Below are 24,079 nucleotides of genomic sequence, written 5' to 3' on the forward strand. Positions count from 1 at the left end.
ACCGCCTCGGCGTTGGTGGGTGGATGGTCTGGTCTCCCACGCTACCGGTTCGTCGGCTCCCGTTCCCGCCATGCCCGCAGATCGTCGGGGGTGTCGATGTCGGAGGCGTCCCCGAGGTCCGAGCACTCGACGAGGTCGACGAGGTGGGCGTGCCCCCGCAGCCACGCCCGTCCCGCTTCGTCGCCGCACGCTCGCCGGACGGCGGCCCGCGCATGGTCGAGCGGCAGGAGCACGGGGTGGCCGGGGAACCCCAACCAGGCCGCGCGGGCGATGCGCCCGGGATCGAACGCGCCGATCAGTCGGTCGAGGACCGCCCGACCGATCCCGGGCTGGTCGACGAGCATGACGAGGACCGGGGTCGCCGAGGTGGTCCCCGGCTCCCGACCGATCGCCGCGATCCCGGCCCGCCACGATGCGGACATCCCCACCTCGGCGTCGGGCACGTCGATGACGGCGACGTCCCCGAGCCCCGCCTCGGCGAGGTGGGCTTCGATCTCTCCGCGACCGGGACCGGCGGTGACGACGGGCCTCAGCCCGGCGGCGACGGCCACCTTCACGGCCCGGACGACGAGGACCGAGTCCTCCCACGGCAGCAGCGCCTTCGGGCCGAGCCCGAGCCGGTGCCCGGACCCGGCGGCGAGGATGAGGGCCACACCCCGGCCCGTCATCGCCGACCTCCCGGAACCCGACGTCGTGGGCCTGCGCGCGTGCGGCACGGTCGCGCTCATCGCTGCAGCACCCCCGCCTCGGCGAGTCCCGCATAGATGGCATCCCTCGTCAGAGGGGTCGTCGTGAAGTGGACGCCGGTGGCATGGCGGATCGCGTTGGCGAGTGCGGGAGCGACCGGATTGAACGGGGACTCGCTCATCGACTTCGCCCCCTGCGGTCCGACGGCGTCATGGGTGTCGGCGAAGTGGACCTCGGTGCGGGGGATGTCGGCGAAGTTCGGGGCCTTGTACTGGCGGAGGATGTCGGTGACGGGCCTGCCGGTCTCCTCGTCGACGATGATGCGCTCGTAGAGGGCGGCCCCGATCGCCTGGGCGACCCCGCCCTCGACCTGTCCGCGGCACTGGTGGGGGTTCATCACGACGCCCGCGTCGGCGGCGTGGACGGACTGGAGGATCCGGACCTCACCGGTGCTCATGTTCACCGCGACCCGGAACCCGTGGACGTTGAACGCCACCGACCGCGGCTCCCCGCCCCAGTAGCCCGACCCCGTCGGGGCCTCCCCGGTGGTCGCAAGCGACTCGCGCAGGAGCTCATCGAGGTGGACCGCGCGCCTGCCGCCGGCGGGTCCGACGACCTGGGCGAAGCGGGCATTGAGGTCGGCCGGGACGCGCACGCACGCAAAGTCACCGGCGATCTCGACCTCCTCGGGCCGGGCGCCGAGGTGGGGCGCCGCCAGTGCCTGCAGGCGCGCGATGAGGTCCTTCGTCGCGAGATCGTTGGCCTTCCCGGCGATCGTCGTGCCCGTCGACCCGAAGGCCCCCGTGTCGTGTTCGACGACATCGGAGTCGGACTGCCGGAGCGTGATCCGGTCCGTCGTCGTGCCGAGCAGGGTCGAGGCGAGCTGCGCGTGGACGGTCGAGGTGCCGTTGCCGAACTCCGCGGTGCCCACCCGCAGCTCGTACGTTCCGCCCTCACCGAGGGTGATGTGAGCGTGGGCGATGTGGCCGCGCGGTGGGGCGGTGGCGATCATCGCGATCGCGTGCCCTTCGCCGATGTTCCACTCCTCGCCGAGGTCCTCCCCGTGCCCGGCGGCGACGTGCTCGGCCCAGCGGGTGCGGCCCCGGTCGAGGGCGGAGCTGACGAGGTCGATGCACTGGTCGAGACCGTAGCTGCCGATGAGGAGGTCCTCCTCGGGTTCGTCGTGGGCGCTGAGCATGGGGTCGGCGGGTCCGATGATGTTCTTCCGGCGCATCTCGAGTTCGTCGATGCCGAGCTTGTCGGCCAAGGCGGTGATCGTCGACTCGACGGCGAAGATCATCTGGCTCAGCCCGTAGCCGCGGAACGCTCCCGAGGGCATCGTGTTCGTGTAGAGGACCATCGCGTCGACCTTCTTGTGCGGTGCGTTGTAGACGGCCACCGACTCCCCGACCCCGTGGAAGAGGACGCCGGGACCGTGATTGCCGTAGGCGCCGGTGTTCGACCGGACGTCGACGGCGAGTGCTGTCAGCGTCCCGGTCTCGTCGGCGCCGGCGCGCATCCGCATCCGGAAGGGATGGCGGACGGTGGTGGCGGTGAAGACCTCCTTGCGGGAGAGCTCGAGGCGCACGGGCCGACCGGTGGCCATCGATGCGAGCAGGGCGACGTCCTCGCAGAGCACCTCCTGCTTCCCGCCGAATCCGCCGCCCACGCGCTCGCAGTAGACCCGCACCCGATCCGGGTCGAGGTCGAAGATCTCGCTCAGCGCCCGGCGGACGAGGAACGGCACCTGCGTGCTGCTGCGGACGACGAATCGGCCTTCGTCGTCGGTCCACGCGATCGCCCCGTGGGTCTCGAGCGCCATGTGCGAGAGGCGCTGGGTGCGGTACGTCGCCTCGTGGGTGACCGCCGAGGCGGCGAGTGCGGCCTCGACGTCGCCGATCTCGTGGTGGACCTCGGCGAGGACGTTGTCACCGGGGCGGGCGATGCCCGCGTCCGGTCCGGCGTCGGGGTGGATCGCCGGGGCGTCGGGGGCGTCGGCGAGTTCGACGTCGAAGACCGCCGGCAGGTCCTCGTATTCGATGTCGACGAGGCGGACCCCGCGTTCGGCCGCCCGTTGGGTCTCGGCGACGACGACGGCGACGCGCTGTCCGTAGTACCGGACGACGTCGTCGAAGACGCGGGTGTCCTTGGGGTCGTCCTCGACGATCTCGTGCTGTGCGGTCGAGAACCGTTTGGCCGGGGCATCCTCGTGGGTGAGGACGGCGATGACGCCCGGTTCGGCGAGCGCCCGCGCCGTGTCGATGGCGAGGATCCGCGCGTGCGCCCGGGTCGCGTGGACGAGCGCGCCGTGGAGCAGGGGTGCGGGCAGCTCGTCGGGCTGCATGTCCATCGTGTACCGGACGGTGCCGGTGACGACGCCGGGGCCGGCGAGCGCCCCGGTGTTCGCCCCGATGCCGCGGAATCCGGGGTCGACGTTGCGGTGGCCGGCCACGGCATCCTCGATCGTCCGGTAGCCGGTGCACCGGCACACGTTGCCCTTGAGACTGCGCGGCAGGTCCTTCTTGTCGGCCTCGGTCATCGCGGCGACGGTGCAGATCATTCCCGCGGTGCAGAACCCGCACTGGAAGCCGCCGGCGGCGAGGAAGTTCTCCTGCACCGGGTGCAGGTCCTCCGGGGTGCCGAGTCCCTGGATCGTCGTCACCGACTTCCCGGCGATCCGGTGGGCGGGATAGAGGCACGAGTGGATCGCCTCGTCGTCGACGATGACGGTGCACGCTCCGCAGTCGCCGCCGTCGCAGCCCTTCTTCACCCCGGTCGACCCCTGCTCCCGCAGCCATGTGCGCAGGCACTGGCCGGGTTCGGGTGAGACGGCGACGGTGCGTCCGTCGACGGTGGCCGACGGCCTCTTTGGCGCGGTGGCGGGTGGGGTGTGTGCGGTCGTCGTCATCGCGTGCTCCTCGTCATCGTGATGTCTCCGGTCGTGCGCGCGGCGAAGCGCGGGTGCGGTTCGGCAGGGTCGAGCAGTTCGGTGAGGATCTCCGCGCCGAGGCGGTGCGTCATCGCCTCCCGCCACTGCGGGGTGCCGTGGATGTCGTCGTGCCAGACCCCGGCGACCGCCTCGTCGATCGCCGCTTGCAGTCCCTCATGCGTCGCCGCATGCGCGGCGTCCGGGCCGAGGTCGATGATGTGCGGGCGACGGGTCGACCCGGTGATCGCCAAGCGCAGGGCTCCCGCGCCGAGGCGGCGGCCGATGATCAGTGCCGCGGTGCGTCCGCGTTCGGTCAGGGAGATGCGGCGGAACGCGCACGGCTGCGTGAGCGCCGCGATCGGGATGTGGAAGCTGCGGATGAGCTCCCCGGGCTCGAGCGTCGTCTGCGCCTCCCCGACGACGAGTTCGGCCACGGGCAGGGCCCGCAGCGACCCGCGCGGACCCCACAGGAGGGCGACGGCGTCGAGGCCGGAGAGGAGGGAGATCATCGGGCCGGCGGGCAGTCCCGTGGCGACGTTGCCGCCGATCGTCGAGGCGTTCCAGATCTTCCACGATGCGACGAAGGAGTCGCACGCCGGGGCGAAGAGATCGAGGCCGGGCAGCGCCCGATCGCCGTGGCCGGGCACGCGCGGACCGCTCGTGCGGAACTCGAAGATGTCCTTGATCAGGCAGGTCGCGGCGATCTCGAGCTCGACGGGCTCACCGGCGGCGTCGCAGCGCCACAGCGTCGGCGTCCAGCCGGACTCGGTGATGTCGAGCAGGCGCCGCGGCGGGCCCTGGGTGATGTCGGTGCCGTAGGAGAAGAGCACGGTGCCCCCGGCCAGCCAGCTGTCACCGGGCTGCCACCGTTCGGGATCGGCGCAGGTGAGCACCTCGTCGACGCAGCTCATATCCATGAGATCATCGCCTCCCCTCGGGTGAGCGCAGTGCCGAGGCGGTGCAGGGGATGCGGGGGTGCCGCGGGTTCCTCCCGTGGGGGTGTCGTGGGGTCGGGGCCGGGTGCTGGTGGGCCGGCGCTGGGTGCCCCGTGGTCGGAGTTGGGTGCAGCACTGTCGCTGCCGCGGGACCCGTGGATCGGTCCGCTCGTGTGGCGCAGTTCGGGGATGCCCGCCGAGGTGGCCCGGCCCGTCGTCACGGCGATGAGTTCGGCGAGGACGGCGACGGCGACCTCCTGCGGGGTGCGGGCGCCGATGTCGAGGCCGATCGGGGAGTGGAGCGCGTCGAACGCGGTCTGCGGCAGGCCCCCGTGGACGAGTTCCTGCGCTCGCCTCTCGTGGGTCGTCCGCGACCCCATCGCCCCGACGTAGGCGAGATCCATCCGCAGGGCGCGGTCGAGGACCGGCAGGTCGAAGCGCGGGTCGTGGGTGAGCACGATGACCGCGGTGCGCGAGTCGACGCGGCCGGCCGCGCACTCGCGGGCGAAGTGCTCGCCGGGACGGTCGACGACGACCTCGTGCGCGCCGGGGTGGCGGGCCCGGGTCGCGAAGACGGGACGGGCGTCGCAGACCGTGACGTGGAGGCCGAGGAAGGAGGCGGCCTGGGCGATCGCGGTCGAGAAGTCGTTGGCGCCGTAGATGAGGACGCGGGCGCGGGGGCGGCGGGATTCGACGAAGAGCCGGCGCACGGTCGGGCAGTCGGGTCGGGTCTCGTCGCGGACCGCGACGATCCCGCAGCCGCCGCGGCGCACGATCTCCGCGACGGGGGCAGCGGCGGTGCCGACCGCCTCGGCGAAGGCCTGGGGCAGGGGATCGCCGGGGCCGAGCGTCACGGGTGGCAGCGGCGCGCGGACCGCCCGCGGCTCGGGTGCGACGAGTTCGCCGCCGCGCATCGCGACGTCGAGGGGGATCTCGCGGATGAGGGCACCGGCGTCGTCGCGGTCGGAGTCGATGAGACTGGTGACCGCCTCGGCGAGGGAGGTGAGCGGTTCGATGAGGACGCTGATGTCGCCGCCGCACATGAGGCCGACGGAGAGTCCGGACTCGTCGCTGAAGCCGAACTCGCAGACCAGCGACCGCTGGCCGGTGATCGCGGTGAGGGCGGCGTCGACGATCGCCGATTCGACGCAGCCGCCGGAGATCGATCCGATGGTCAGGGTGTCGTCGCGGACGGCCATCGACGTGCCGATGGGGCGGGGGACGGACCCGGAGACGGCGATGACGGTGGCAACGGCCCACCGGTCGGGAGATTCCACGGTCGACGAATAGGCGTTGAGGCGATCCAACACGGGGCTACCAGTCCTTTCTGCAGCGCCCGGTAGATAGCCCAAGTTCGACCTTGAACTCGCCATAGGCAAGTACGAAGAATCTTAGATCACAGTTTTTCCGCCTGGCAATAGGATGTTTCCACTTTGTGAGAAGCGCGGCGGCTCACGTACCCGGATGAATGCGAAGCGGCCGGTGACAGTGGTCATCACTGTCACCGGCCGCTGCCGATCAGTTCACCGCCGTCGACGCCAGTGCGGCGTCAGTCGCGGTGAGAAGTCTCTGGGCTCTGAGCTCAGAGGGGGCGAACGCTCGTGGCCTGGAGGCCCTTCTGTCCCATCTCGGACTCGAATTCGACGTTCTGGCCCTCGGTGAGCTCGCGGTAACCGGTCGATTCGATGGCGGAGAAGTGCGTGAACACATCGGCCGAACCGTCGTCAGGCTGGATGAATCCGTAGCCCTTTTCCGCGTTGAACCATTTCACGGTACCTGTGGTCATATTCCTTGTTTCCTTATTCAGCTGCGACCGCCGGAGCGGTCTTGATGGTCGGATCCGACGTGGATCCGGCTTGTCACACACAGTCGGCCGCTCTGCGAACGGCGGGGGCCGATCGCTCGGTGGCCCAAAGGTGTGATCTTCCCGTCGGAGCACAGGCGAGTGCGCTGCGGAACCGACGAAAACCTGGGGGACGCGTCGACACAGGACGCGAACGAAATGAAGAGGGAGGGAGTTGAAGCGATGGTGCCAGTCTATCAGAGATTCGTCCCGGTCCGGCGTCGAATCGGATGCAATGATCCCTGCCCGAATTCGGCCGTGGGGTCTCGCCTCAGCCCTACACTGAGACGGTGACGCTCCCCGAGGTTCTCCCCTTCCTGGCCGGCATCGCCGTTCTCGTCGTCCTCACGGTCACGATCCTCCGCATCGCCGAGGTGGGGCTCGGCTGGCTGCCCGTCGTCGCGATCGTGCGCGCCGTCGTCCAGCTCGCCCTCGTCGCCCTCCTCCTCTCCGGTGCGCTCACCGCGTGGTGGGCGGTCGCGGCGTTCATCGGCCTCATGCTCACGACCGCCTCGCTGACCTCGCTGCGCCGGGCCCGCGAAGTTCCGCGCGGGCCGCTCGGAGCCGTCGTCGGCGTCGTCGTCGGCACCCTCGTCACGCTCGGACTCGTCCTCGCCCTCGGTCTCGTCGATCTCCAGTTCGAGCGGGTCATCGCGATCGCCGGCATCGTCTCCGGCAATGCGATGACGGCGGCCACGCTCGCGATGCGCCGCTACGACGGCGAACTGCGCGGCGGCTGGGGTGAGGTCGAAGCGTGGCTGGCCGTGGGAGCGCATCCGCGCCGGGCGACGAAGCGCCTGCGGCAGATCGCGGTCCGCGAGGCCCTCCTGCCCAACCTCGACCAGACGAAGAACACCGGCCTCGTCACCCTGCCCGGCGCCTTCGTCGGCGCGCTCTTCGGCGGCGCCTCCCCGCTCGAGGCCGCCCAGTTCCAGATCGTCGTCCTCGCCTCCCTCATGCTCGCCGGCGCGCTCACCGCCGTCCTCGCCACGCAGATCGCCTCGGGCACGGCCCTCAGACCCGTCGACCCCGCCGGATAGGCGGCAGCGCTGCGCCGCGGAGGACCCTGGGTCCCGCTGCGCGGGACGACAGGGAAACATGCAGGCAAAGTGGAGGAATCGTCGTTAGACTGCCCGAATGTCTACGATCGAGATCACCCAGGACAACTTCGAGCAGACCATCACCGACAACTCCGTCGTCCTGCTGGACTTCTGGGCAGAATGGTGCGGCCCGTGCCGCCAGTTCGCCCCGGTCTTCGAGCAGGCCTCGACCCAGTATCCCGACATCGCCTTCGGCAAGATCGACACCGAGGACCAGCAGCAGCTCGCCGGCCTCTTCAACGTCACCTCGATTCCCACCCTCGTCGCGTTCCGCGACGGCATCGTCGTCTTCGCTCAGCCCGGTGCGCTCGCCGCCCCGCAGCTCGAGCAGGTCATCACCGCCGTCAACGACCTCGACATGGACGAGGTCCGCGCCGAGATCGCCAAGCGCGAAGCCGGCGACGGTGCCGACTCCACCGCCGAGGGCGCGCCCGGTCAGGGACAGTGACCGAGCACCACAGCCGCACCGACCGGCCCGGGCCAGATGCCCGGGCCGCGTCCGTGTCCGCCCCCGACACGGCACCCGAGTCCGGGCATGCACCTGAGACCGGGCAGGCATCCGAGTCCGGTCAGGTGCCCGGTTCCGTCGAGGAGTGGGAGAACCGCTACTCCGGCGCCGAGGCGGTCTGGTCGGGCCGTCCCAACGTCGCCCTCGTCGACGTCGTCACCGACCTCGACCTCACCCCAGGTCGCAGTCTCGACGTCGGCTCCGGTGAGGGCGCCGACGCCATCTGGCTCGCCGGTCGAGGCTGGCAGGCCGCCGGCATCGACCTCTCCCCGACCGCGATCACCCGCTCCCGGGTCGCCGCGGAGACGGCAGGAGCGGACGCGGACTTCGCCGTCGCCAACCTCGTCGACTGGGCCGCCGCAGACGACCACCGCGGCGCCTACGACCTCGTCACCGGGTGCTTCCTCCACACCCGCCTGCCCGACACCCGTGCGGACCTCATGCGCCACCTCGGCGAGCTGGTCAGTCCCGGCGAGACGCTCATCCTCATCTCCCACGCCACGGTTCCGCCCTGGGCAGCCCGCGAGGATTCAGAGCATGGGGAAGCAGGGCACGAGCACGGGCTCGACGGCGACTTCAGCACTCCCGAGGAGGACTTCACACTGCTGACCGCCGGCGGAAGTCGACCATGGGAGTGTGTTCTCGCCGAGACGCGGAATCGGCCTGTGACCGGGCCTGATGGCACGGAAACCGAGCTCGACGACGGCATTCTCGTGGCAAGGAAAGTTTAGGCATTCTTCACTACACGCCGTAGAGAGTGCGGGGGTATGATGACGCCATGGCACGGTTCAGCTTTCTCGAGTGGCCGGTGCTGCGGCAGTTCCGTTCGTCCGATCCGACCGGACGCGGCGAGTCCGTGGTGTCAGAGCACACGCGCAACATGGTCCCGCGGACGACGACGTCCGACAAGGTCGTCCAGTCCGTCTGCCCGTACTGCGCCGTCGGCTGCGGACAGCGGATCTTCGTCAAGGACGACAAGGTCGTCGGCATCGAGGGAGACCCCGACTCGCCGATCTCACGCGGGCGCCTCTGCCCGAAGGGCGCGGCGAGCGAACAGCTCGTCAACAACCCCTCCCGGCAGACCGAGGTCCTCTACCGCGCCCCGAAGGCCAAGGACTGGCAGAAGCTCGACCTGAACACGGCGATCGACATGGTCGCCGACCGGTTCCTCGAAGCCCGCCGCAACCACTGGGAGGACTTCGACGACCAAGGCCACCCCCTGCGGCGCACGATGGGCATCGCCAGCCTCGGCGGGGCGACCATCGACAACGAGGAGAACTACTTCGCGAAGAAGCTCTTCACCGCCGCCGGCGCGATACAGATCGAGAACCAGGCCCGCATATGACACTCCGCCACGGTTCCCAGTCTGGGAACCTCGTTCGGGCGCGGCGGCGCCACACAACCCGTCCAGGACATGGCGAATGCCGACTGCATCGTCATCCAGGGGTCGAACATGGCCGAATGCCACCCGGTGGGCTTCCAATGGGTGACTGAGGCCAAGGCCCGCGGTGCCCGGATCATCCACGTCGATCCGCGGTTCACCCGGACCACGGCGGTGGCCGACAAGCACGTCCCGATCCGGGCGGGCTCGGACATCGTCCTCCTCGGCGCGCTCATCAACCGGGTGCTGACCGACGGCCTCTACTTCGAGGAGTACGTCCGGTCGTACACGAACGCGACGAACCTCATCAGCGACAACTACCTCGACCCCGAGGACCTCGACGGACTGTTCTCCGGCTACGATCCGGCGACGAACTCGTATGACAACTCGACGTGGTCGTACCAGACCGATGAGGCCGGCGTCGCCCTGCGCGACCCCAACCTCACCGACCCGCGCAGCGTCTTCCAGATACTCAAGCGCCACTACTCGCGCTACACCGCGGAGATGGTCGCCGAATCGTGCGGGATCTCGGAGTCGGACTTCGAATACCTCCTCGAATCGATCACGACGAACTCCGGTCGCGAACGGACCACGTGCTTCGCCTACGCGGTCGGGTGGACGCAGCACAGCCTCGGCGCGCAATTCATCCGCACCGCCTCGATCCTCCAGCTCCTGCTCGGCAACATGGGTCGCCCCGGCGGCGGCATCATGGCGCTGCGCGGACACGCGACGATCCAGGGATCGACGGACATCCCGACGCTGTTCAACCTCCTGCCCGGGTACCTGCCGATGCCGAGCGCCGGCGTCCACGACACGTTCGACGACTACGTCGCCGCCGTCGGCACGCCCGAGACCCACAAGGGCTACTGGGCCAACGGCCGCAGCTACGCGACGAACCTGCTCAAGGCCTGGTGGGGTGACGCGGCGACGCGGGAGAACGACTTCGCGTTCGACTACCTGCCGCGGATCAACGGCGCCCACGGCACCTACCAGACGCAGGTGCGGATGCTCAACGACGGCGTCGACGGGTACTTCCTCCTCGGCCAGAACCCGGCCGTGGGGTCGGCGAACGGGCGCATGCAGCGGATGGCGATGAGCCACCTCAAATGGCTCGTCGTCCGCGACTTCAGCCTCATCGAATCCGCCACCTGGTGGAAGGACGGCCCGGAGATCGAGACCGGTGAGCTGCGCACCGAGGACATCGACACCGAGGTCTTCTTCATGCCCGCGGCCAACCACACGGAGAAGGCGGGCACGTTCACCCAGACGCAGCGCCTCGTCCAGTGGCGGCACAAGGCGGTCAACCCGCCGGGTGAGGCGCAGAGCGAACTCGAGTTCTTCTACGAGCTCGGCAAGCGCATCCGCGCGAAGCTCGCCGACTCCGACGATCCGCGCGATCGCCCGCTCCTCGACCTGACGTGGGACTACCCGCTCGACGAGGACGGCGAGGTCGATCCCGAAGCGGTCCTCGCCGAAGTCAACGGCTACTACGTCGGCGGGGAGAAGGACGGGCAGCCGCTCGACGTCTACACCCAGATGCGCGATGACGGCACGACCGCCGGCGGCTGCTGGATCTACACCGGCATCTACTCCGGCGGCGTCAACATGGCCGCCCGGCGCAAACCGCGCACCGAGCAGGACGAGATCGCCTCCGAATGGGCATGGGCGTGGCCGGCGAACCGCCGGATCCTCTACAACCGCGCCTCGGCCGACCCCGAGGGCAAGCCGTGGTCGGAGCGGAAGAAGCTCGTGTGGTGGGACACGGACAAGGCCCGCTGGGTCGGCGCCGACGAACCCGACTTCCCCGTCGAGCTCAACCCCGAAGCACACTCCGATGTGCCCTTCGGCGGTCCGAGCCAACTCGACGGCGACGACCCGTTCATCATGCAGGCCGACGGCAAGGGCTGGCTCTTCGCCCCCGGCGGCATGGTCGACGGACCCCTGCCCACGCACTACGAACCGCAGGAATCGACGATCGGCAACCCGCTCTACACGCAGCAGAACAATCCGCTGCGCAAGATCATGCGCCGGGAGGACAACCTGTCGGCCCCGGGTGCCGGGTTCCCCGGTTCCGAGGTCTACCCGTACGTGTTCACGACCTACCGGCTCACCGAGCACCACACGGCCGGCGGCATGTCCCGCTGGCTGTCCTACCTCTCGGAGCTCCAACCCGAGATGTTCTGCGAGGTCTCACCGGAGCTCGCCGAAGAGGTCGGACTCGAACCCTACGGCTGGGCGACCCTCGTCTCCCCCCGGGCGGCGATCGAGGCCCGCGTCCTCATCACCGAGCGGATGACGCCTTTGAAGATCGGCGGCAAGTGGGTCCACCAGATCGGCCTGCCCTACCACTGGGGCGTCGGCGGCAAGGGCGCGTGGGTCGACGGCGATTCGGCCAACGACCTCCTCGGCGTGACGATGGACCCCAACGTCTTCATCCAGAACGGCAAGTACGTCGCCGGCACCGCCCTGCCGGGCAGGCGGCCGCGCGGGCCCGAGCTCGTCGACTTCGTCGAGAAGTACCAGCGCGAGGCCGGTCTCACCCCCGAGTCGGGCAACGAACTCGTCACGGTCCCGCCCGAGGTCGTCGACCGCGCCGCCGAGGCGAGCTCCCCGGCGCACACGGGCGGGCACAACGAGCGCGGAGGCGACTCCGCGGTCGGTGTCACCCCCGGTCGCACGTACGGAGCCGACGAATCCCAGGACTCCGGAACCGCCTCGGCGAAGGGCTACAGCGCACCCACGGATTCCGGGGACTCCGCAGGCAGCGGAGCCGGCGACAGCGGCGCGCCCGAGGATGCCGGCGATCGCGAGTCCGGCGGCGAGCAGCCGGACAAGCGGGTCGACGCGAACTACGCCGTCGACGGGGACCCGACCGACGGCGACCCGCACTTCGGCTACGACGCCGACGGCAAGCCGTACCAGCCGGTCGATCCCGAACAGCCCGCGAACGCGTGGGAGTACGAGAAGAACGCGCGCAGGAGAGCAGAAGAGGAAGAGGAGGAGAACTGATGTCGGCACCGACGCTGGATTCCGGCACCGTCGCGGACGGCCATTGGCATGACACGACGCAGAATCGCAAGGGATTCTTCACCGATACCTCGATCTGCATCGGCTGCAAGGCCTGCGAGGTCGCGTGCAAGGAGTGGAACCACAACCCGCAGGACGGGAACTTCGAGATCCTCGGGATGTCGTATGACAACACCGGTGAGCTCGGCGCGAACACGTGGCGCCACGTCGCGTTCGTCGAACAGGGCAAGGAGCAGATCGAAGCGGCCAGGGAGTCCGGGCGCAAGCTCGTCAACCTCGGCATGCCCTCGATCCGGCCGCGCACCGACGAGACCGCGGGTCCGCAGCCGGTGGGCGGCGGACTGCCGTCGTCACCGCAGCTCGACGTCGACCTCCTCGCCCCCGGCGCGCTCGACCCCGTCGACTTCGACGGTGTCGACACGACCCCGCCGGACACCGCGGACTTCCGCTGGCTGATGTCCTCCGACGTGTGCAAGCACTGCACGCACGCCGGCTGCCTCGACGTGTGCCCGACCGGTGCGCTCTTCCGCACCGAGTTCGACACCGTCGTCGTCCAGGCCGATGTCTGCAACGGCTGCGGCACGTGCGTGGCCGGCTGCCCGTTCGGCGTCATCGAACGCCGTGACGACGGCACGATCCGACCGCCCACGGATCGCGGCGGAGAGGAGTACCCGCTCGACACCGCGGACATCCCGAACATGCACACGGCGAACAAGTGCACGCTCTGCTACGACCGCCTCGTCGAGGGCCAGACCCCGGCCTGCGCGCAGACGTGCCCGACGACGTCGATCAAGTTCGGCGACCGCGAGGACATGGTCGCCCAGGCCCATGAGCGGGTCGCCGATCTCCACGCGAAGGGACTCACCGAGGCGCGCCTCTACGGGGCGAACCCGAACGACGGGGTCGGCGGCACCGGCTCGGTCTTCCTCCTCCTCGACGAACCCGAGGTCTACGGCCTGCCGCCGGATCCCCGGGTCGCGACGAAGGACCTGCCCGCGATGTTCGCCACCGCCGGCATCGCCGCCCTCGGCATGATCGCCGCGGCCGGCCTGTCCTTCCTCGGGAGCAAGCGTTCATGAGCTCATCCGTTTACGATTCGTACCGTCCCCCCGAGCCAGAAGGCGGGCGGAAGAAGCGTCGCCGAGGCGGTCGCGGGGGATCCGGGTCCGGCTCCGGTGGCTCCGGAGGTCGGGGCTCCGGTGGCTCCGGCGGGGGCTGGCAGAACCGCGGTGCCGACGGCGGACGCGAGATGCCGATGGTCGAGGACGTCGAGTTCACCTCGTACTACGGTCGCCCGATCGTCAAGCCGCCGCCATGGGGTCATGAGATCTCGCTCTACCTCTTCCTCGGCGGGCTCGCCGGCGGGTCGACGCTGCTCGGCCTCGGCGCTCAGCTGAGCGACCGGCCCGGCATGCGCACGGCCACCCGTCTCACCGCGATCGGCGCGACGGCCCTCGGCGGCGCGGCGCTCGTCAAGGACCTCGGTCGCCCCGAGCGCTTCATCAACATGATGCGCGTGGTCAAGGTGTCCTCCCCGATGAGCCTCGGCACGTGGATCCTCTCGGGCTTCGGCGTCGGTGCCGGCGTCACCTCGGTCATCGAGGTCGACCGGCTGACGAAGGAGATCCTGCCGCTGGGACCGCTGCGCAAGGTCCTCCACGCACTCGAGCTGCCCGCGGCCCTCGAGTCCGCTCTCTTCGCGACTCCGCTGGCCGCGTACACGGCGGTCCTCCTCGGCGACACGGCGGTGCCGACGTGGAATGCCGCGGGCCGCAACGGGCTGCCGTTCGTCTTCGTGTCCTCGGCGTCGCTGGCCGCCGGCGGTGCCGCGATGGCGCTCTCACCCGTGCGCGAAGCCGAACCGGCGCGTCTGCTCGCGCTCATGGGCTCGGCCGGCGACCTCTATGCGATGTCGCGGATGAAGAAGGGCATGCACCCCGTCGAGGTCGAGCCGATGGAGGAGGGCGAACCCGGCCACAAGCTCCACCGTGCCGAGAAGCTCCTCATCGCCGGAGCGATCGGCGCGGCCGTCGTCGAGGTGGGGGCGCGGATCTTCGCGAAGAAGCTCGGCTCCCGCACCGGCGACAAGGCGCTGCGCGGGGTCAAGGGCGTCGCGAAGACGGCGGCCACCGGCGTCGCCGGTCTCACGGCATCGGGTGCCGCGCAGGCCGTGGCCAAGGGCGTCGCCGGACGTGCGGTCGCCTCCGGCGCTGCCACCGTCGCGGCGAACAAGGCGGGACGCAGCTGGAAGACCCGCGCGCTGCTGCGGACATTGTCCGTGGTCAGCGGCACGGCACTGGCGGCAGCCTCGGCGTACACCCGCTTCGGGATGCTCGAAGCCGGCATCGATTCGACGAAGGACCCGCGCTACGTCATCGAACCGCAGCGCGCCCGCCTCGAGGAGCGCCGCGCCCAGGGCATCACCGACGACTCGATCACCACCGGCTGGTAGCCGGCCGCGGGGCGGTGCGCCGCCCCGCAGGGTGTCGGTGCGTGCAGCCGACTTGAAGGTCTCCAGGCCGCGTGCCCGGTGTCTGCGTCAACTTTCTGTCCTGCTCAGGTGCGCCGCATCCGAGACCGCTGGGCGCGCCGTCCCTTGCCGCGAACACTACCCGCAGCCGCAGCTGCTACGCGGAGGGCGACACCCACCTCGGCGCGCGATTTCCTCCACGCGGCTGCGTACGCACAACCCTCGGCTCCACACACCACCCGTGCACGCGGTGTGTGTGAAGCTCCGCGTGCGGGGTTGCCGTCGGGCGCGCAGTCTCTGGGCGCGAACACTACCCGCAGCCGTAGCTACAACGCGGAGGGCGACACCCACCTCGGCGCGCGATTTCCTCCGCGCAGCTGCGCACGCACAACCCTCGGCTTCACACACCACTCGTGCACGCGGTGTGCGTGAAGCTCCGCGTGCGGGGTTGCCCGTCGGGCGCGCAGTCTCTGGGCGCGAACACTACCCGCAGCCGCTGTTCCTACGTGGAAGGCGACTCCCACCTCGGGGCGTGAGTTCCTCCGCGGAGCTGCGTACGCACAACCCTCGGCTCCACACACCACCCATGCACGCGGTGTGTGTGCAGCTCCGGGTGCGGGGTTGCCGCCGGGTGCCTCTGTGCCTGCGACGCCGGGCGTGCTGCGGAGGCTGCGCGCCCTTCGAGAGCTACTCGCGCGTCGACGCCGCGCTGCCGGCGACGAGTTCTCCGTCGACGTAGGTCCGCAGGACCGTCGCCCCGAGGAGGTCGTCCGGGTCGCCGGTGAACGGGTTGACGTCGAGGACGACGAGATTCGCGCGCCCACCGGACACGATCCGCCCGATCCCGTCACCGAACTCGCCCGCCAGCGCTCCCGCGAAGGTCAGCCCCTCAAGGGCCTGACCTGGGGTGAACGCCCGCTCAGGGTGATAGGCGGCAGGTCCCGGGCTGAGCGCCGACCGTGTCGTCAGCGCGATGAAGAGATTGTGCGCCGCCTCGAGGGGAGCGGTGGGCGCATCGGTGCCGAGCGCGATCCGCACCCCCGCGTCGCGGAACTTCTGCCAGGGGAAGCCCGACTCCGCGCGGTCGTCGCCGAGCATCGTCATCCAGTTGTCCATGATCGCCGGGTCGCAATGGACCGGCTGGAGCGACGCGACGACGCCGAGCGCGGCCATGCGGCGGATCGTGTCATCCGTGACGGACTCGAGATGCTCGATGCGCGGACTGCGCAGTCGCGGACCGTTCGCCCGCACGCATTCCTCGACGAGGTCGAGCGCGATCTCGCTCGCATGGTCGCCGATCGCGTGCATCGCCAGCTGCAGGCCGGCGGCATCGGCGGCCACGGCCACCGGTGCGGCGGTCTGAAACGACCAGATCGCCTCGGCGTTCGTCCCGTTCGCATACGGTGCCCGCATCGCCGCGGTGCACGCATCGATGACGCCGTCGAGGATGAACTTCACCCCGGCCAGGCGGAACCACTCGGAGCCGTCCAGCGACGCCACCTGGTCGCGCACCTCGACCGCTCGCGCGACCTGGGCGAGATCCCGCTCGGGATCGCCAGTGGGGCGGAGGAGCCAATGGGCAGTGACGGGGAACGGCAGGCGGCCGTCGCGCTCGAGCAGGCGGACGACGGCGGCGAGCTCAGGCTCGCCGAGCGCCATGTCGGTCGCCGCGGTCACCCCGTTGGCCAGGTACGCCGCGAACGCCGTGTCGAGGAACCGATCACGATCCGCGGCCGTCGTGATCTCATCGAGGTAGGACCACACGTACTCGATCGCCGCGGTCTCGAGCATGAACCCCGTCGCCTGCCCGTCGGCGTCGCGGACGATCTCCCCACCGGGCGGATTCGGCGTCTCCGCCGTGATGCCCATCGCCTCGAGCGCCGCAGTGTTGACCCAGGAGGAATGGACGTCGTTCGAGTCGAGGATGACGGGAATGTCGGCGATGACCTCGTCGATCATCGCCGCCGTCGGCTGACCACCGGGAACGGCGTCGAACATCCAACTCGCGCCGAGGAGGTACGCCGCCTCCGGCTGCGCGCTGCGGGCCGCACGCAGCCGCTCCTGGATCTCACTCAGACTCCCGGCGTCGCGCAGCTGCACCTTGTCCAGGGTCTGCCCGAGCATCGCCAGATGCGTATGCGCCTCGACGAACCCCGGGGACACGAGCGCACCGTCGAGGTCGACCACCTCGGCGCCCTCACCGGCGATCGCACGGACGGTGTCCGCGTCACCGACGGCGAGGATCCGTCCCGCCTCAAAGGCGACGGCCTCGTGGAGCGGGGCGTCCGCGATGCCGGTGAAGACTGTGGCGTTGGTGAGGACGGTGGTCATGATGTCCTTTCGGTGGAGTCGGTAGGGGAGTCGTCGGTGACGGAGTCCCGTCCGCCAGTGGAACCGGCAAGGGAGTCCGTCGCGGTGTCGGAGGCGTCAGCGGCGGTAGAGGAGTCGGTCGTGGTGGCGGTCGCCTCGGTGGGGGTGCCCGAGGTCGACGGATCCGCGGGCGGTGTCGGTGAATCCTCGCCGAGGTGGGTCAGGGTGCGTTCGACGCTCGTCGAGACGCGGGCGATGAGCACCGTGGGGATGACGACGACGAAGCTGACGATGCCCATGATGAGCCCGAAGGCGGGGATGCCGACAGTGTCGATGACCCATGCGCCCAGGAGGGGAGCGAAGCTCGACCCGACGATGTAGGCCCCGACGAGGGGACCCGACCAGTAGCCGCGGGCGTCGAGACCGGCGGCGGTGGCGATGAAGAGGACGAACGCGAACGCGTAGATCGTGTTGACGACGACGATGAGCACGGCCAGGGTCTGCGGATCGGTCGTCATGCCGATCCAGATCTTCGCCACCCCGCCGAGGATGAGCGCGACGGCCAGCGGCACCGCCCGTCCGATCCGGGTGCCGAGGAGCATGACGATGAGCATCGCCGCGGCCCCGCACCCGGCGGCGGCGCTGAGGGCGAAGCCGAGAGACTGCTCGCTCAGCCCGACGGAGTCGCCGAGGACCGGAGCGAGCGTCCACACGGAGTCCTCGCTCGTGCCCCAGAGGGGGAAGACGATGAGGATGCCGATGCCGGCGAGCACGACCTTGCGGGGCGCACGGGTGCCGGCGGGGGACTCGGCGGCGATGACCGCCGAGGAGTAGTCGGGGGTGGCCGGCAGCCAGATCGTCACGGCGAGGCTGAGGGCCGACAGCAGCGCGAGCGCCCCGAACACCGTGATCTGGGCGAGGCCGATCGCGGGGATGACCCCGAGGACGACCATGACGAGGAGGCGATTGACGACGCCGCTCGTCGCGCTCACCCGGTTGGGGTTCTCGATCGCCGCGATCGCAGCCCCCGAGGTCGAGATCGCCGCGCCCACTCCGGCGCCACCGGCGATGAGTCCGGCGACGATGATCGTGGGACTGCCGATGAACGCCGCGGCGAGGAACCCGATGATGGCGATGACGAGTCCGACCACGGCGATCGTGCGGCGGTGGCGTCCGGCCGCCGGGCGCGAGGTGCCCAGGCCGACGAGCGCCGAGGCGAGCAGTGCCCACGTGAGGATGTTGCCGGAGGCGATGACGTCGAAGCCCACATCTTCGAGCACAGCCATGACGAGCGGGGCGAGGTTGGCGAGCATGAGTCCGGCGAGGGCGACGAGGAAGACCGCCGCGCCGTTGCGCAGTCCGAGCGGGACGCGGGGATCGTCAGCGGGTGCGGGTGCAGTGCTCATGTGGTGGCCCCTTTGCCGGAGTCGGAGTGCGGGGAACGGCACTCATTGACTAAACGAAAAGTTTTCGGTTACCTAGAATGGTGCCTGCCGGTTCGAGAGCTTGTCAATCGCATCGCGGCAGGACATAGAAGTCCCCGAGGTGAGAAGTCGCAGAGTCGCGAGAAGGAGGAGCGTGCGTCATGGCCCGACCGACGTCCCCGCTGCTGAGCCGGGAGAAGATCGCGCTCGCCGCCATCGAGATGCTCGATGCCGGTGAGGAGCTGAGGATCCAGCCGCTCGCGAAGCGCCTCGGCGTCTCCCTCTCCTCGCTCTACCACCACGTCGACGGACGCGACGGGATCGTCCATGCGATGCGCGAGGTCCTCAACGGCGACTACGACCTCGTCACCCTCGCCGATGCGGGGTGGCAGGACTCGCTGCGAGCCGGCGTCGGATCCCTCTGGCGCCTCTACGCCGACCATCCGCGCGTGATGATCCATCTCCTCGGCGTGACGATCGACGAACCCGAGACCCTGCGACTCTATGAGGCGCTCCTTGAGATCCTCCGCCGCGCCGGCCTGCCCGAGGACGAGCTGCTCACCACGCTCGAAGTCCTCGATGCGTTCGCGTTCGGGGTCGCCCTCGACGCCCTGTCCCCGAATCAGATCTTCGCGCCCGGAGACCCGGATTCCCCGCTCGCCGCACTCGCCGCCCGCCATCCGACCGGCACGGAGCGCAACCGACTCGTCTACGATCGCGGGCTCGATCTCCTCATCGCGGGCATCGAGGCGCGGGTGAGCTGAACAGGTTCAGCGGATGCGGATGCCGGACCCGGCGACGGTCTCCCCGATCACCGGGTGACCCGGCAGCTCCCCGACGACGAGGAGGCCGCCGGAGGTCTGCGCATCCGCGAGCAGGAGGAGGTCCGCCTCGGTGACGGTGTCATCAGTGGTCAGGTGCGGCCGCACCCAGTCGAGGTTGCGCCGGGTGCCGCCGGAGACGAATCCTGCGGCGATCGACTCGTCGACCCCGCCGAGGCGGGGCACCGCAGCCGCGTCGATGACCGCACCGACCCCGGAGGCCCGGCCCATCTTGAACAGGTGGCCGAGCAGTCCGAAGCCGGTGACGTCGGTGGCCGCACGGATGCCGGCGGCCACGGCCGCCCGCGAGGCGTCCGCATTGAGCTGCGTCATCGTCGCGATCGCCTCGTCGAAGACCTCCCCGGTCTGCTTGTGACGATTGTTGAGAACCCCCACCCCGATCGGCTTGGTCAGAGTGATCGGCAGTCCCGCCTCGGCGGCGTCGTTGCGCATGATCGCATCGGGATGGGCGATGCCGGTCACGGCCATCCCGTACTTCGGTTCGGGATCGTCGATCGAATGACCGCCGGCGACGGGGCAGTTCGCCTGCCCGGCGACGTCGAGACCGCCGCGCAGCACCTCGGTGAGCAGCTCCATGGGCAGCGTCTCCCGCGGCCACCCGACGAGGTTGATCGCCGTGACCGGGGTCCCGCCCATCGCGTAGATGTCGGAGAGCGCGTTGGCCGCCGCGATCCGCCCCCAGTCGTAGGCGTCGTCGACGACGGGGGTGAAGAAGTCCGCGGTGGAGAGGACCGCGAGATCCTCGCGGATGCGCACCGCCGAGGCGTCGTCGCCGTCATCGAGACCGACGATGACCTCGGGGTGCGTCTGCCCGGTCAGTCCGCGGACCGCGTCCTCGAGCTCACCGGGCGGGATCTTGCACGCACAGCCGCCGCCGTGGGCGAACCCGGTGAGGCGGTACTGTGCGGTCTCGAGCGTCTCCGAGGTGTCCATGTGCGCGAGCCTAGCACTGGCCTCACGGCGTCGGATCGGTGCTCCGGTCACGCTGGACAGCGGGAACCGCGCCGTCATCCACCGGGGACGAAACACCGGCCGGGGACTCGACGTCCGCCTCGGCGACGATCTTGCCGGGGTTGAGATTCCGACCGGGATCGGTCGCGCGGAAGAGGGAGTCGACGATGAACGCCCCGGCGGGGGTGATGTCGTCGACGATCCACGGCCGGTGCTCGGTGCCGACCCCGTGATGGTGGGAGAGCCCGCCGCCGGAGTCGATGAACTCCTGCTGCACGGCGTCCTTGACGAACTGGTACTCCGTCAGCGCGGTGTCCTCGCGGGTGTAGGGGACGGCGAACGTGAAGTAGAGGCACGCCCCGCCGTGGTAGCTGTGGGACATGTGGCAGAACATGAAGCCCGGCCCGCCCTGCGCCCGGCGCACCTGTTCGAAGCGCTCGTGGACGCGGGCGTGCATCGTCTTGAGGTTCGCCCAGCTCACCCCGGTCTCGCAGACATCGCCGAAGACCCTGTAGTTGAGGAGGAAATCGCGCAGGTAGGGGGTGTCGAACTTCTTCTGGTCGTAGATCGCTCCCGGTCCGGTGCCGAGGCTGATCCCGCCGCGACCCGAGACGATCCGCTTGACCTCGGCCCGCTCACGCGCGACGTGCTCCTTCGACCCCTCGAAGCAGACGTAGGACAGGCACATCCCCTCCGTCGTGTCCCAGCCGCGGGCGCGCAGATACGCGAACAGGGCATCCTGACCACGGGCGCTGACCTTGGACTTCACCGAGGTCGGCTGCGAGACCATGGCGAGGCTGAAGCGCGTCTCGGGCCCGTCGGAGAGCCGGGTGAAAGTGGGGCTGACCTCGGAGCGCGCGATGTCGTGCATCGCCTCGACGCCTGACGCCCAATCCGGGTAGAGGTACGCGACGACCTCCCTGACCTCGGGCCGGCGGTGGATCTGGACCGTGCATTCGGTGATGACGCCGAGGCGGCCCTCACTGCCGAGGATCATCTCGTGGACCGACGGGCCGGAGTCCCGACCGGGGATCGGCTTGCTCACGACGACTCCGCGGGGATGGACGACGCGCATCCCCCGCACGATGTCCTCGATGTCGCCGTACCTGTCCGACTGCATCCCCGACGACCGGGTCGCCGCCCAGCCGCCGAGGGTCGAATAGCTGAACGAGTCGGGGAAGTGCCCCATCGTCCAACCGCGGAGGTTGAGCTGCTCTTCGAGGTCGGGACCGTAGGCGCCGGCCTCGACCCGGGCCAGCCCCGAGTACTCGTCGACGTCGAGGACCCGGCGCATCCGTCCGAGGTTGAGCGAGACGATGGGGCGGGTCTCCGCCGGATCCGGGGTGACCGATCCGGAGATGCACGACCCGCCGCCGTAGGGGATGAGGACGAGGTCGTGAGCGAGGACGATGTCGAGGACGGCTGTGACCTCGTCCTCGCTGCCGGGGTGGACGACGACATCGGTGAGCCGCGGCATGATCCCGTTCCGCACCCGGTAGAGGTCGGGCAGGGAGCGACCGAACGAGTGGACGATGCGCAGCCCGTCATCGGTGCTGACGTTGTCGGCTCCGACCGCCTTGGCGAGGGAGGCGAGGAGGTCAGCGGGCATCCGGGACGCGGGCGCGTCGACGTCGGCGAGGTCCGGAGTGCGCGGGCGCGGGGCGTTCCACAGGTCGAGCCCGACCTTCTCCTTCGCGATCGCCGCGAACGCCGGCTTCGTCTCCCAGCGGAACTCGACGCCGTCGGCGCCCCAGCCCCACCAGCGATGCCGCCTGACGTCCTCCGCTCTGACCGGTGTGCTCAATTCCTCATCCTCTCATCCGTGCTTTCGCCGAGGCGGCCCCGAGCCTGTGGCCGATGACGGCGGGGGCTCGGGGCGGTCGTCCAATGGTGCTGCGTGGTCTGCTTGTCCGGCTCCGGGGCATGGGTGGGAGTGCGCGGCTCCTCACCGGGGGCGAGCTTCTCATGCCGGTGCGCGAGGCGGGGCACCCCGATCGCGTCGGCTCCGGAGTCGAAGAGCTCCTCGACGAGGCTCTGGACGCGGGCGGTGAGCGCCGGCAGGGATTCCCCGGGCCGGGGGATGACGGGCTCGCCGAAGACGATGCGCACCGGCGGCCTGCCCGGCACCGGCCAGTTCGCTCCCTTGGGCATCGCCTCGAACCCGCCGACGACGGCGGCCGGAACGATCGGGACACCGGCATCGACGGCGAGCTTGACGGCACCGACCTTGAAATCGGCGATGACGCGGCCCTGCTGCCGACCGCCCTCGGGGAAGAGGAGGACGGGGACGCCGGCGCGCAGCAGCGCCCGCGGCACCTCGGAGCTGCCGCGCGAGCCCTCCCGGTAGACCGGGAAGGCGTTGAAGAGGCTGCGGACGAAGAGCCGCTTGTGCCAGGCGGTGAAGAAGTAGTCGTAGGCGACGCCGGTGGAGAGGAAGCGCGCCTGCCGGTGGGGCAGGCTCTGGGCGATGAGCGGAGCGTCGAGATGCGAGGTGTGGTTCGCGATGACGAGGAAGCCCTCGGTCAGCCCCCGGACCCGCGGCTCGATCCGCACCGTCGGAGAGATCGTCGAGACGACGAGGGCGCGGAAGAGGACGCGCTGGAGGAGAGCGCGCAGCAGCGCACGGAGTCGGGAGCGGTGCTTCGCCGTCGACACCGGCGTGCGAGGTGGTGACGTTTCGGAGGTCATCACCCGCTGTTCGGAGCCGACCGCGGTTCTGGATGCCGCCTCGGCGGGAGAATTCCTCCGGTCCCCCGACGGCGGCCCCGGCGACTGCGGTCCCGGACCCGACTGCGGCTCCTGACCCGACGGATCCCGCCGGCTCATGCCCTCATTCCTCCTCATTCCGCCGCGAGGTGAGCAGGGCGGAGAGCCGGTGGATGACGGGACGAGGAGCCGCGCGCAGCGCTGCGACGATGACCTTCCACCGCAGCTGGGGGACGCTCACGGTGCGGCCGCGGGCGACATCGCGCAGACACTCCTCGACGAGGTCGTCGGCATCGAGCCAGAGGAGATCGGGGATCGAGGTGCCGGCGATGCCGGCGCGCGCATGGAATTCGGTGCGCACCCATCCGGGCACGAGAGCGGTGACGGTCACTCCCGTCCCGGCCGTCTGCACCGACAGCGACTCGGAGTAGTTCTGCGTCCACGCCTTGATCGCGGTGTAGTTGTTCTGGGTGAGCCCGGCGCTCACCGAGCACACGTTGATGATCCAGCCGCGCCCGCGCAGCGCCATCGCCCGGGCGGCCGCACCGCCGAGGACGAGCACCGCCCGCTGCATGACCTCGAAGCCCCGATCATGCTGCCGCAGGTCGGGGTCGAGCAGGCTCGAGCGGACGGAGAACCCGGCATTGCTGACGAGGATGTCGATCGGCGGCCGCGACCCCGGGGCCTCGATGCGCGCGGCGACCTCGGCCTGCGCCTCCCGGTCGGAGAGGTCGGCGACGATGGTCTCGACGGCGACCCCGGTGCCGGCGCGCAGATCCGCGGCGAACTCCTCGAGCCGGTCGCGATTCCGGGCGACGAGCACGAGGTCGACCCCGCGAGCGGCGAATGCGCGCGCGAACGCGGCGCCGATGCCGGCGGTGCCTCCGGTGATGAGAGCAACATGCATACTTGTCACGATACAGTGACGCGGGTCATACTCGCTGGTGACTGCGCGATGACTTCGCC

General features: G+C 70.2%; 17 protein-coding genes and 1 pseudogene. 7 read left to right on the plus strand and 11 right to left on the minus strand.

All coding sequences use genetic code 11. The features are described 5' to 3' along the window. Positions 1-41 precede the first annotated feature (41 nt). The 5 genes from ACFQ91_RS12215 to ACFQ91_RS12235 all read right to left on the minus strand — a co-directional run bounded on the left by ACFQ91_RS12215 (position 42) and on the right by ACFQ91_RS12235 (position 6,337). The gene (locus ACFQ91_RS12215) at positions 42-728 is read right to left on the minus strand and encodes an NTP transferase domain-containing protein (RefSeq protein WP_198500051.1); all 687 of its coding nucleotides are present in this window, start codon (positions 726-728) and stop codon (positions 42-44) included. Then, on the minus strand, positions 725-3,595 hold the full coding sequence (locus tag ACFQ91_RS12220) for a molybdopterin cofactor-binding domain-containing protein (RefSeq protein ID WP_198500050.1): 2,871 nt from the start codon (positions 3,593-3,595) through the stop codon (positions 725-727). Before ACFQ91_RS12220 ends, ACFQ91_RS12215 begins: the two co-directional genes overlap by 4 nt. Continuing rightward, entirely contained in the window at positions 3,592-4,533 is a 942-nt protein-coding gene (locus ACFQ91_RS12225; protein WP_211978539.1) for an FAD binding domain-containing protein, read from the minus strand. Before ACFQ91_RS12225 ends, ACFQ91_RS12220 begins: the two co-directional genes overlap by 4 nt. After that, positions 4,524-5,861 (minus strand): XdhC family protein, encoded by a 1,338-nt coding sequence (locus tag ACFQ91_RS12230; protein ID WP_249120970.1) that lies wholly within the window; start codon positions 5,859-5,861, stop codon positions 4,524-4,526. Before ACFQ91_RS12230 ends, ACFQ91_RS12225 begins: the two co-directional genes overlap by 10 nt. Positions 5,862-6,133: 272 nt before the next feature. Beyond that, a complete protein-coding gene (locus ACFQ91_RS12235; protein ID WP_137825906.1) occupies positions 6,134-6,337 on the minus strand; it encodes a cold-shock protein in 204 nt (67 codons plus the stop codon). Positions 6,338-6,684: 347 nt separating this feature from the next. On the opposite strand from ACFQ91_RS12235, the gene ACFQ91_RS12240 reads away from it, so the two are divergent. From ACFQ91_RS12240 to nrfD, 6 genes and pseudogenes are all read left to right on the plus strand, one after another. After that, entirely contained in the window at positions 6,685-7,434 is a 750-nt protein-coding gene (locus tag ACFQ91_RS12240; protein WP_198500047.1) for an ABC transporter permease, read from the plus strand. A 97-nt stretch (positions 7,435-7,531) separates the two neighbouring features. Continuing rightward, positions 7,532-7,942 (plus strand): thioredoxin, encoded by a 411-nt coding sequence (gene trxA / locus ACFQ91_RS12245; protein WP_198500046.1) that lies wholly within the window; start codon positions 7,532-7,534, stop codon positions 7,940-7,942. Continuing rightward, the gene (locus ACFQ91_RS12250; RefSeq protein WP_232623776.1) at positions 7,939-8,733 is read left to right on the plus strand and encodes a bifunctional 2-polyprenyl-6-hydroxyphenol methylase/3-demethylubiquinol 3-O-methyltransferase UbiG; all 795 of its coding nucleotides are present in this window, start codon (positions 7,939-7,941) and stop codon (positions 8,731-8,733) included. Before trxA ends, ACFQ91_RS12250 begins: the two co-directional genes overlap by 4 nt. Positions 8,734-8,780: 47 nt before the next feature. Beyond that, a pseudogene (gene fdnG / locus ACFQ91_RS12255) lies at positions 8,781-11,951 on the plus strand (formate dehydrogenase-N subunit alpha); the annotation flags it as partial. A gap of 440 nt (positions 11,952-12,391) precedes the next feature. Beyond that, positions 12,392-13,489 (plus strand): 4Fe-4S dicluster domain-containing protein, encoded by a 1,098-nt coding sequence (locus ACFQ91_RS12260; protein WP_198500044.1) that lies wholly within the window; start codon positions 12,392-12,394, stop codon positions 13,487-13,489. Then, positions 13,486-14,862, plus strand: coding sequence for an NrfD/PsrC family molybdoenzyme membrane anchor subunit (gene nrfD, locus ACFQ91_RS12265; protein ID WP_211978541.1), 1,377 nt, complete (start codon positions 13,486-13,488; stop codon positions 14,860-14,862). Before ACFQ91_RS12260 ends, nrfD begins: the two co-directional genes overlap by 4 nt. A 705-nt stretch (positions 14,863-15,567) precedes the next feature. On the opposite strand, the gene ACFQ91_RS12270 is transcribed toward nrfD, so the two are convergent. Both ACFQ91_RS12270 and ACFQ91_RS12275 read right to left on the minus strand, forming a co-directional pair. After that, positions 15,568-17,211, minus strand: a complete 1,644-nt coding sequence (locus ACFQ91_RS12270) for an amidohydrolase (RefSeq protein ID WP_211978542.1) — start codon at positions 17,209-17,211, stop codon at positions 15,568-15,570. Next, entirely contained in the window at positions 17,208-18,596 is a 1,389-nt protein-coding gene (locus ACFQ91_RS12275; protein ID WP_249120972.1) for an MFS transporter, read from the minus strand. The genes ACFQ91_RS12270 and ACFQ91_RS12275 overlap by 4 nt, the downstream gene beginning before the upstream one ends. 179 nt (positions 18,597-18,775) lie before the next feature. Between ACFQ91_RS12275 and ACFQ91_RS12280 the strand changes: the two genes are divergently transcribed. Beyond that, a complete protein-coding gene (locus ACFQ91_RS12280; RefSeq protein WP_211978543.1) occupies positions 18,776-19,378 on the plus strand; it encodes a TetR/AcrR family transcriptional regulator in 603 nt (200 codons plus the stop codon). Between the two features lie 6 nt (positions 19,379-19,384). Here ACFQ91_RS12280 and selD read toward each other — a convergent pair whose 3' ends face one another. From selD to ACFQ91_RS12300, 4 genes are all read right to left on the minus strand, one after another. Then, the gene (gene selD / locus ACFQ91_RS12285) at positions 19,385-20,389 is read right to left on the minus strand and encodes a selenide, water dikinase SelD (protein ID WP_211978544.1); all 1,005 of its coding nucleotides are present in this window, start codon (positions 20,387-20,389) and stop codon (positions 19,385-19,387) included. Between the two features lie 22 nt (positions 20,390-20,411). Then, the gene (locus tag ACFQ91_RS12290) at positions 20,412-22,211 is read right to left on the minus strand and encodes an FAD-binding oxidoreductase (protein ID WP_211978545.1); all 1,800 of its coding nucleotides are present in this window, start codon (positions 22,209-22,211) and stop codon (positions 20,412-20,414) included. Then, complete coding sequence (locus tag ACFQ91_RS12295; RefSeq protein ID WP_249120973.1) at positions 22,208-23,095, minus strand: 1-acyl-sn-glycerol-3-phosphate acyltransferase; 888 nt, start codon at positions 23,093-23,095, stop codon at positions 22,208-22,210. Before ACFQ91_RS12295 ends, ACFQ91_RS12290 begins: the two co-directional genes overlap by 4 nt. A gap of 142 nt (positions 23,096-23,237) precedes the next feature. Continuing rightward, positions 23,238-24,020, minus strand: coding sequence for an SDR family oxidoreductase (locus ACFQ91_RS12300; RefSeq protein ID WP_211978547.1), 783 nt, complete (start codon positions 24,018-24,020; stop codon positions 23,238-23,240). Between the last annotated feature and the right edge of the window lie 59 nt (positions 24,021-24,079).

Source organism: Brevibacterium sp. NPDC056726 (genome assembly GCF_042790515.1).
In the GTDB taxonomy this organism is placed as follows: Bacteria; Actinomycetota; Actinomycetes; order Actinomycetales; family Brevibacteriaceae; genus Brevibacterium; species Brevibacterium sanguinis.

What these genes read in the sequence shown, in the direction of transcription:
- trxA (WP_198500046.1), top strand. Translation starts at nt 7,532, where the DNA reads ATGTCTACGATCGAGATCACCCAGGACAACTTCGAGCAGACCATCACC.
- ACFQ91_RS12275 (WP_249120972.1), bottom strand. Translation starts at nt 18,596, where the DNA reads ATGAGCACTGCACCCGCACCCGCTGACGATCCCCGCGTCCCGCTCGGA.
- ACFQ91_RS12295 (WP_249120973.1), bottom strand. Translation starts at nt 23,095, where the DNA reads ATGACCTCCGAAACGTCACCACCTCGCACGCCGGTGTCGACGGCGAAG.
- selD (WP_211978544.1), bottom strand. Translation starts at nt 20,389, where the DNA reads ATGGACACCTCGGAGACGCTCGAGACCGCACAGTACCGCCTCACCGGG.
- ACFQ91_RS12300 (WP_211978547.1), bottom strand. Translation starts at nt 24,020, where the DNA reads ATGCATGTTGCTCTCATCACCGGAGGCACCGCCGGCATCGGCGCCGCG.
- ACFQ91_RS12215 (WP_198500051.1), bottom strand. Translation starts at nt 728, where the DNA reads ATGAGCGCGACCGTGCCGCACGCGCGCAGGCCCACGACGTCGGGTTCC.
- ACFQ91_RS12260 (WP_198500044.1), top strand. Translation starts at nt 12,392, where the DNA reads ATGTCGGCACCGACGCTGGATTCCGGCACCGTCGCGGACGGCCATTGG.
- ACFQ91_RS12220 (WP_198500050.1), bottom strand. Translation starts at nt 3,595, where the DNA reads ATGACGACGACCGCACACACCCCACCCGCCACCGCGCCAAAGAGGCCG.
- ACFQ91_RS12270 (WP_211978542.1), bottom strand. Translation starts at nt 17,211, where the DNA reads ATGACCACCGTCCTCACCAACGCCACAGTCTTCACCGGCATCGCGGAC.
- ACFQ91_RS12225 (WP_211978539.1), bottom strand. Translation starts at nt 4,533, where the DNA reads ATGGATATGAGCTGCGTCGACGAGGTGCTCACCTGCGCCGATCCCGAA.
- ACFQ91_RS12235 (WP_137825906.1), bottom strand. Translation starts at nt 6,337, where the DNA reads ATGACCACAGGTACCGTGAAATGGTTCAACGCGGAAAAGGGCTACGGA.
- nrfD (WP_211978541.1), top strand. Translation starts at nt 13,486, where the DNA reads ATGAGCTCATCCGTTTACGATTCGTACCGTCCCCCCGAGCCAGAAGGC.
- ACFQ91_RS12280 (WP_211978543.1), top strand. Translation starts at nt 18,776, where the DNA reads ATGGCCCGACCGACGTCCCCGCTGCTGAGCCGGGAGAAGATCGCGCTC.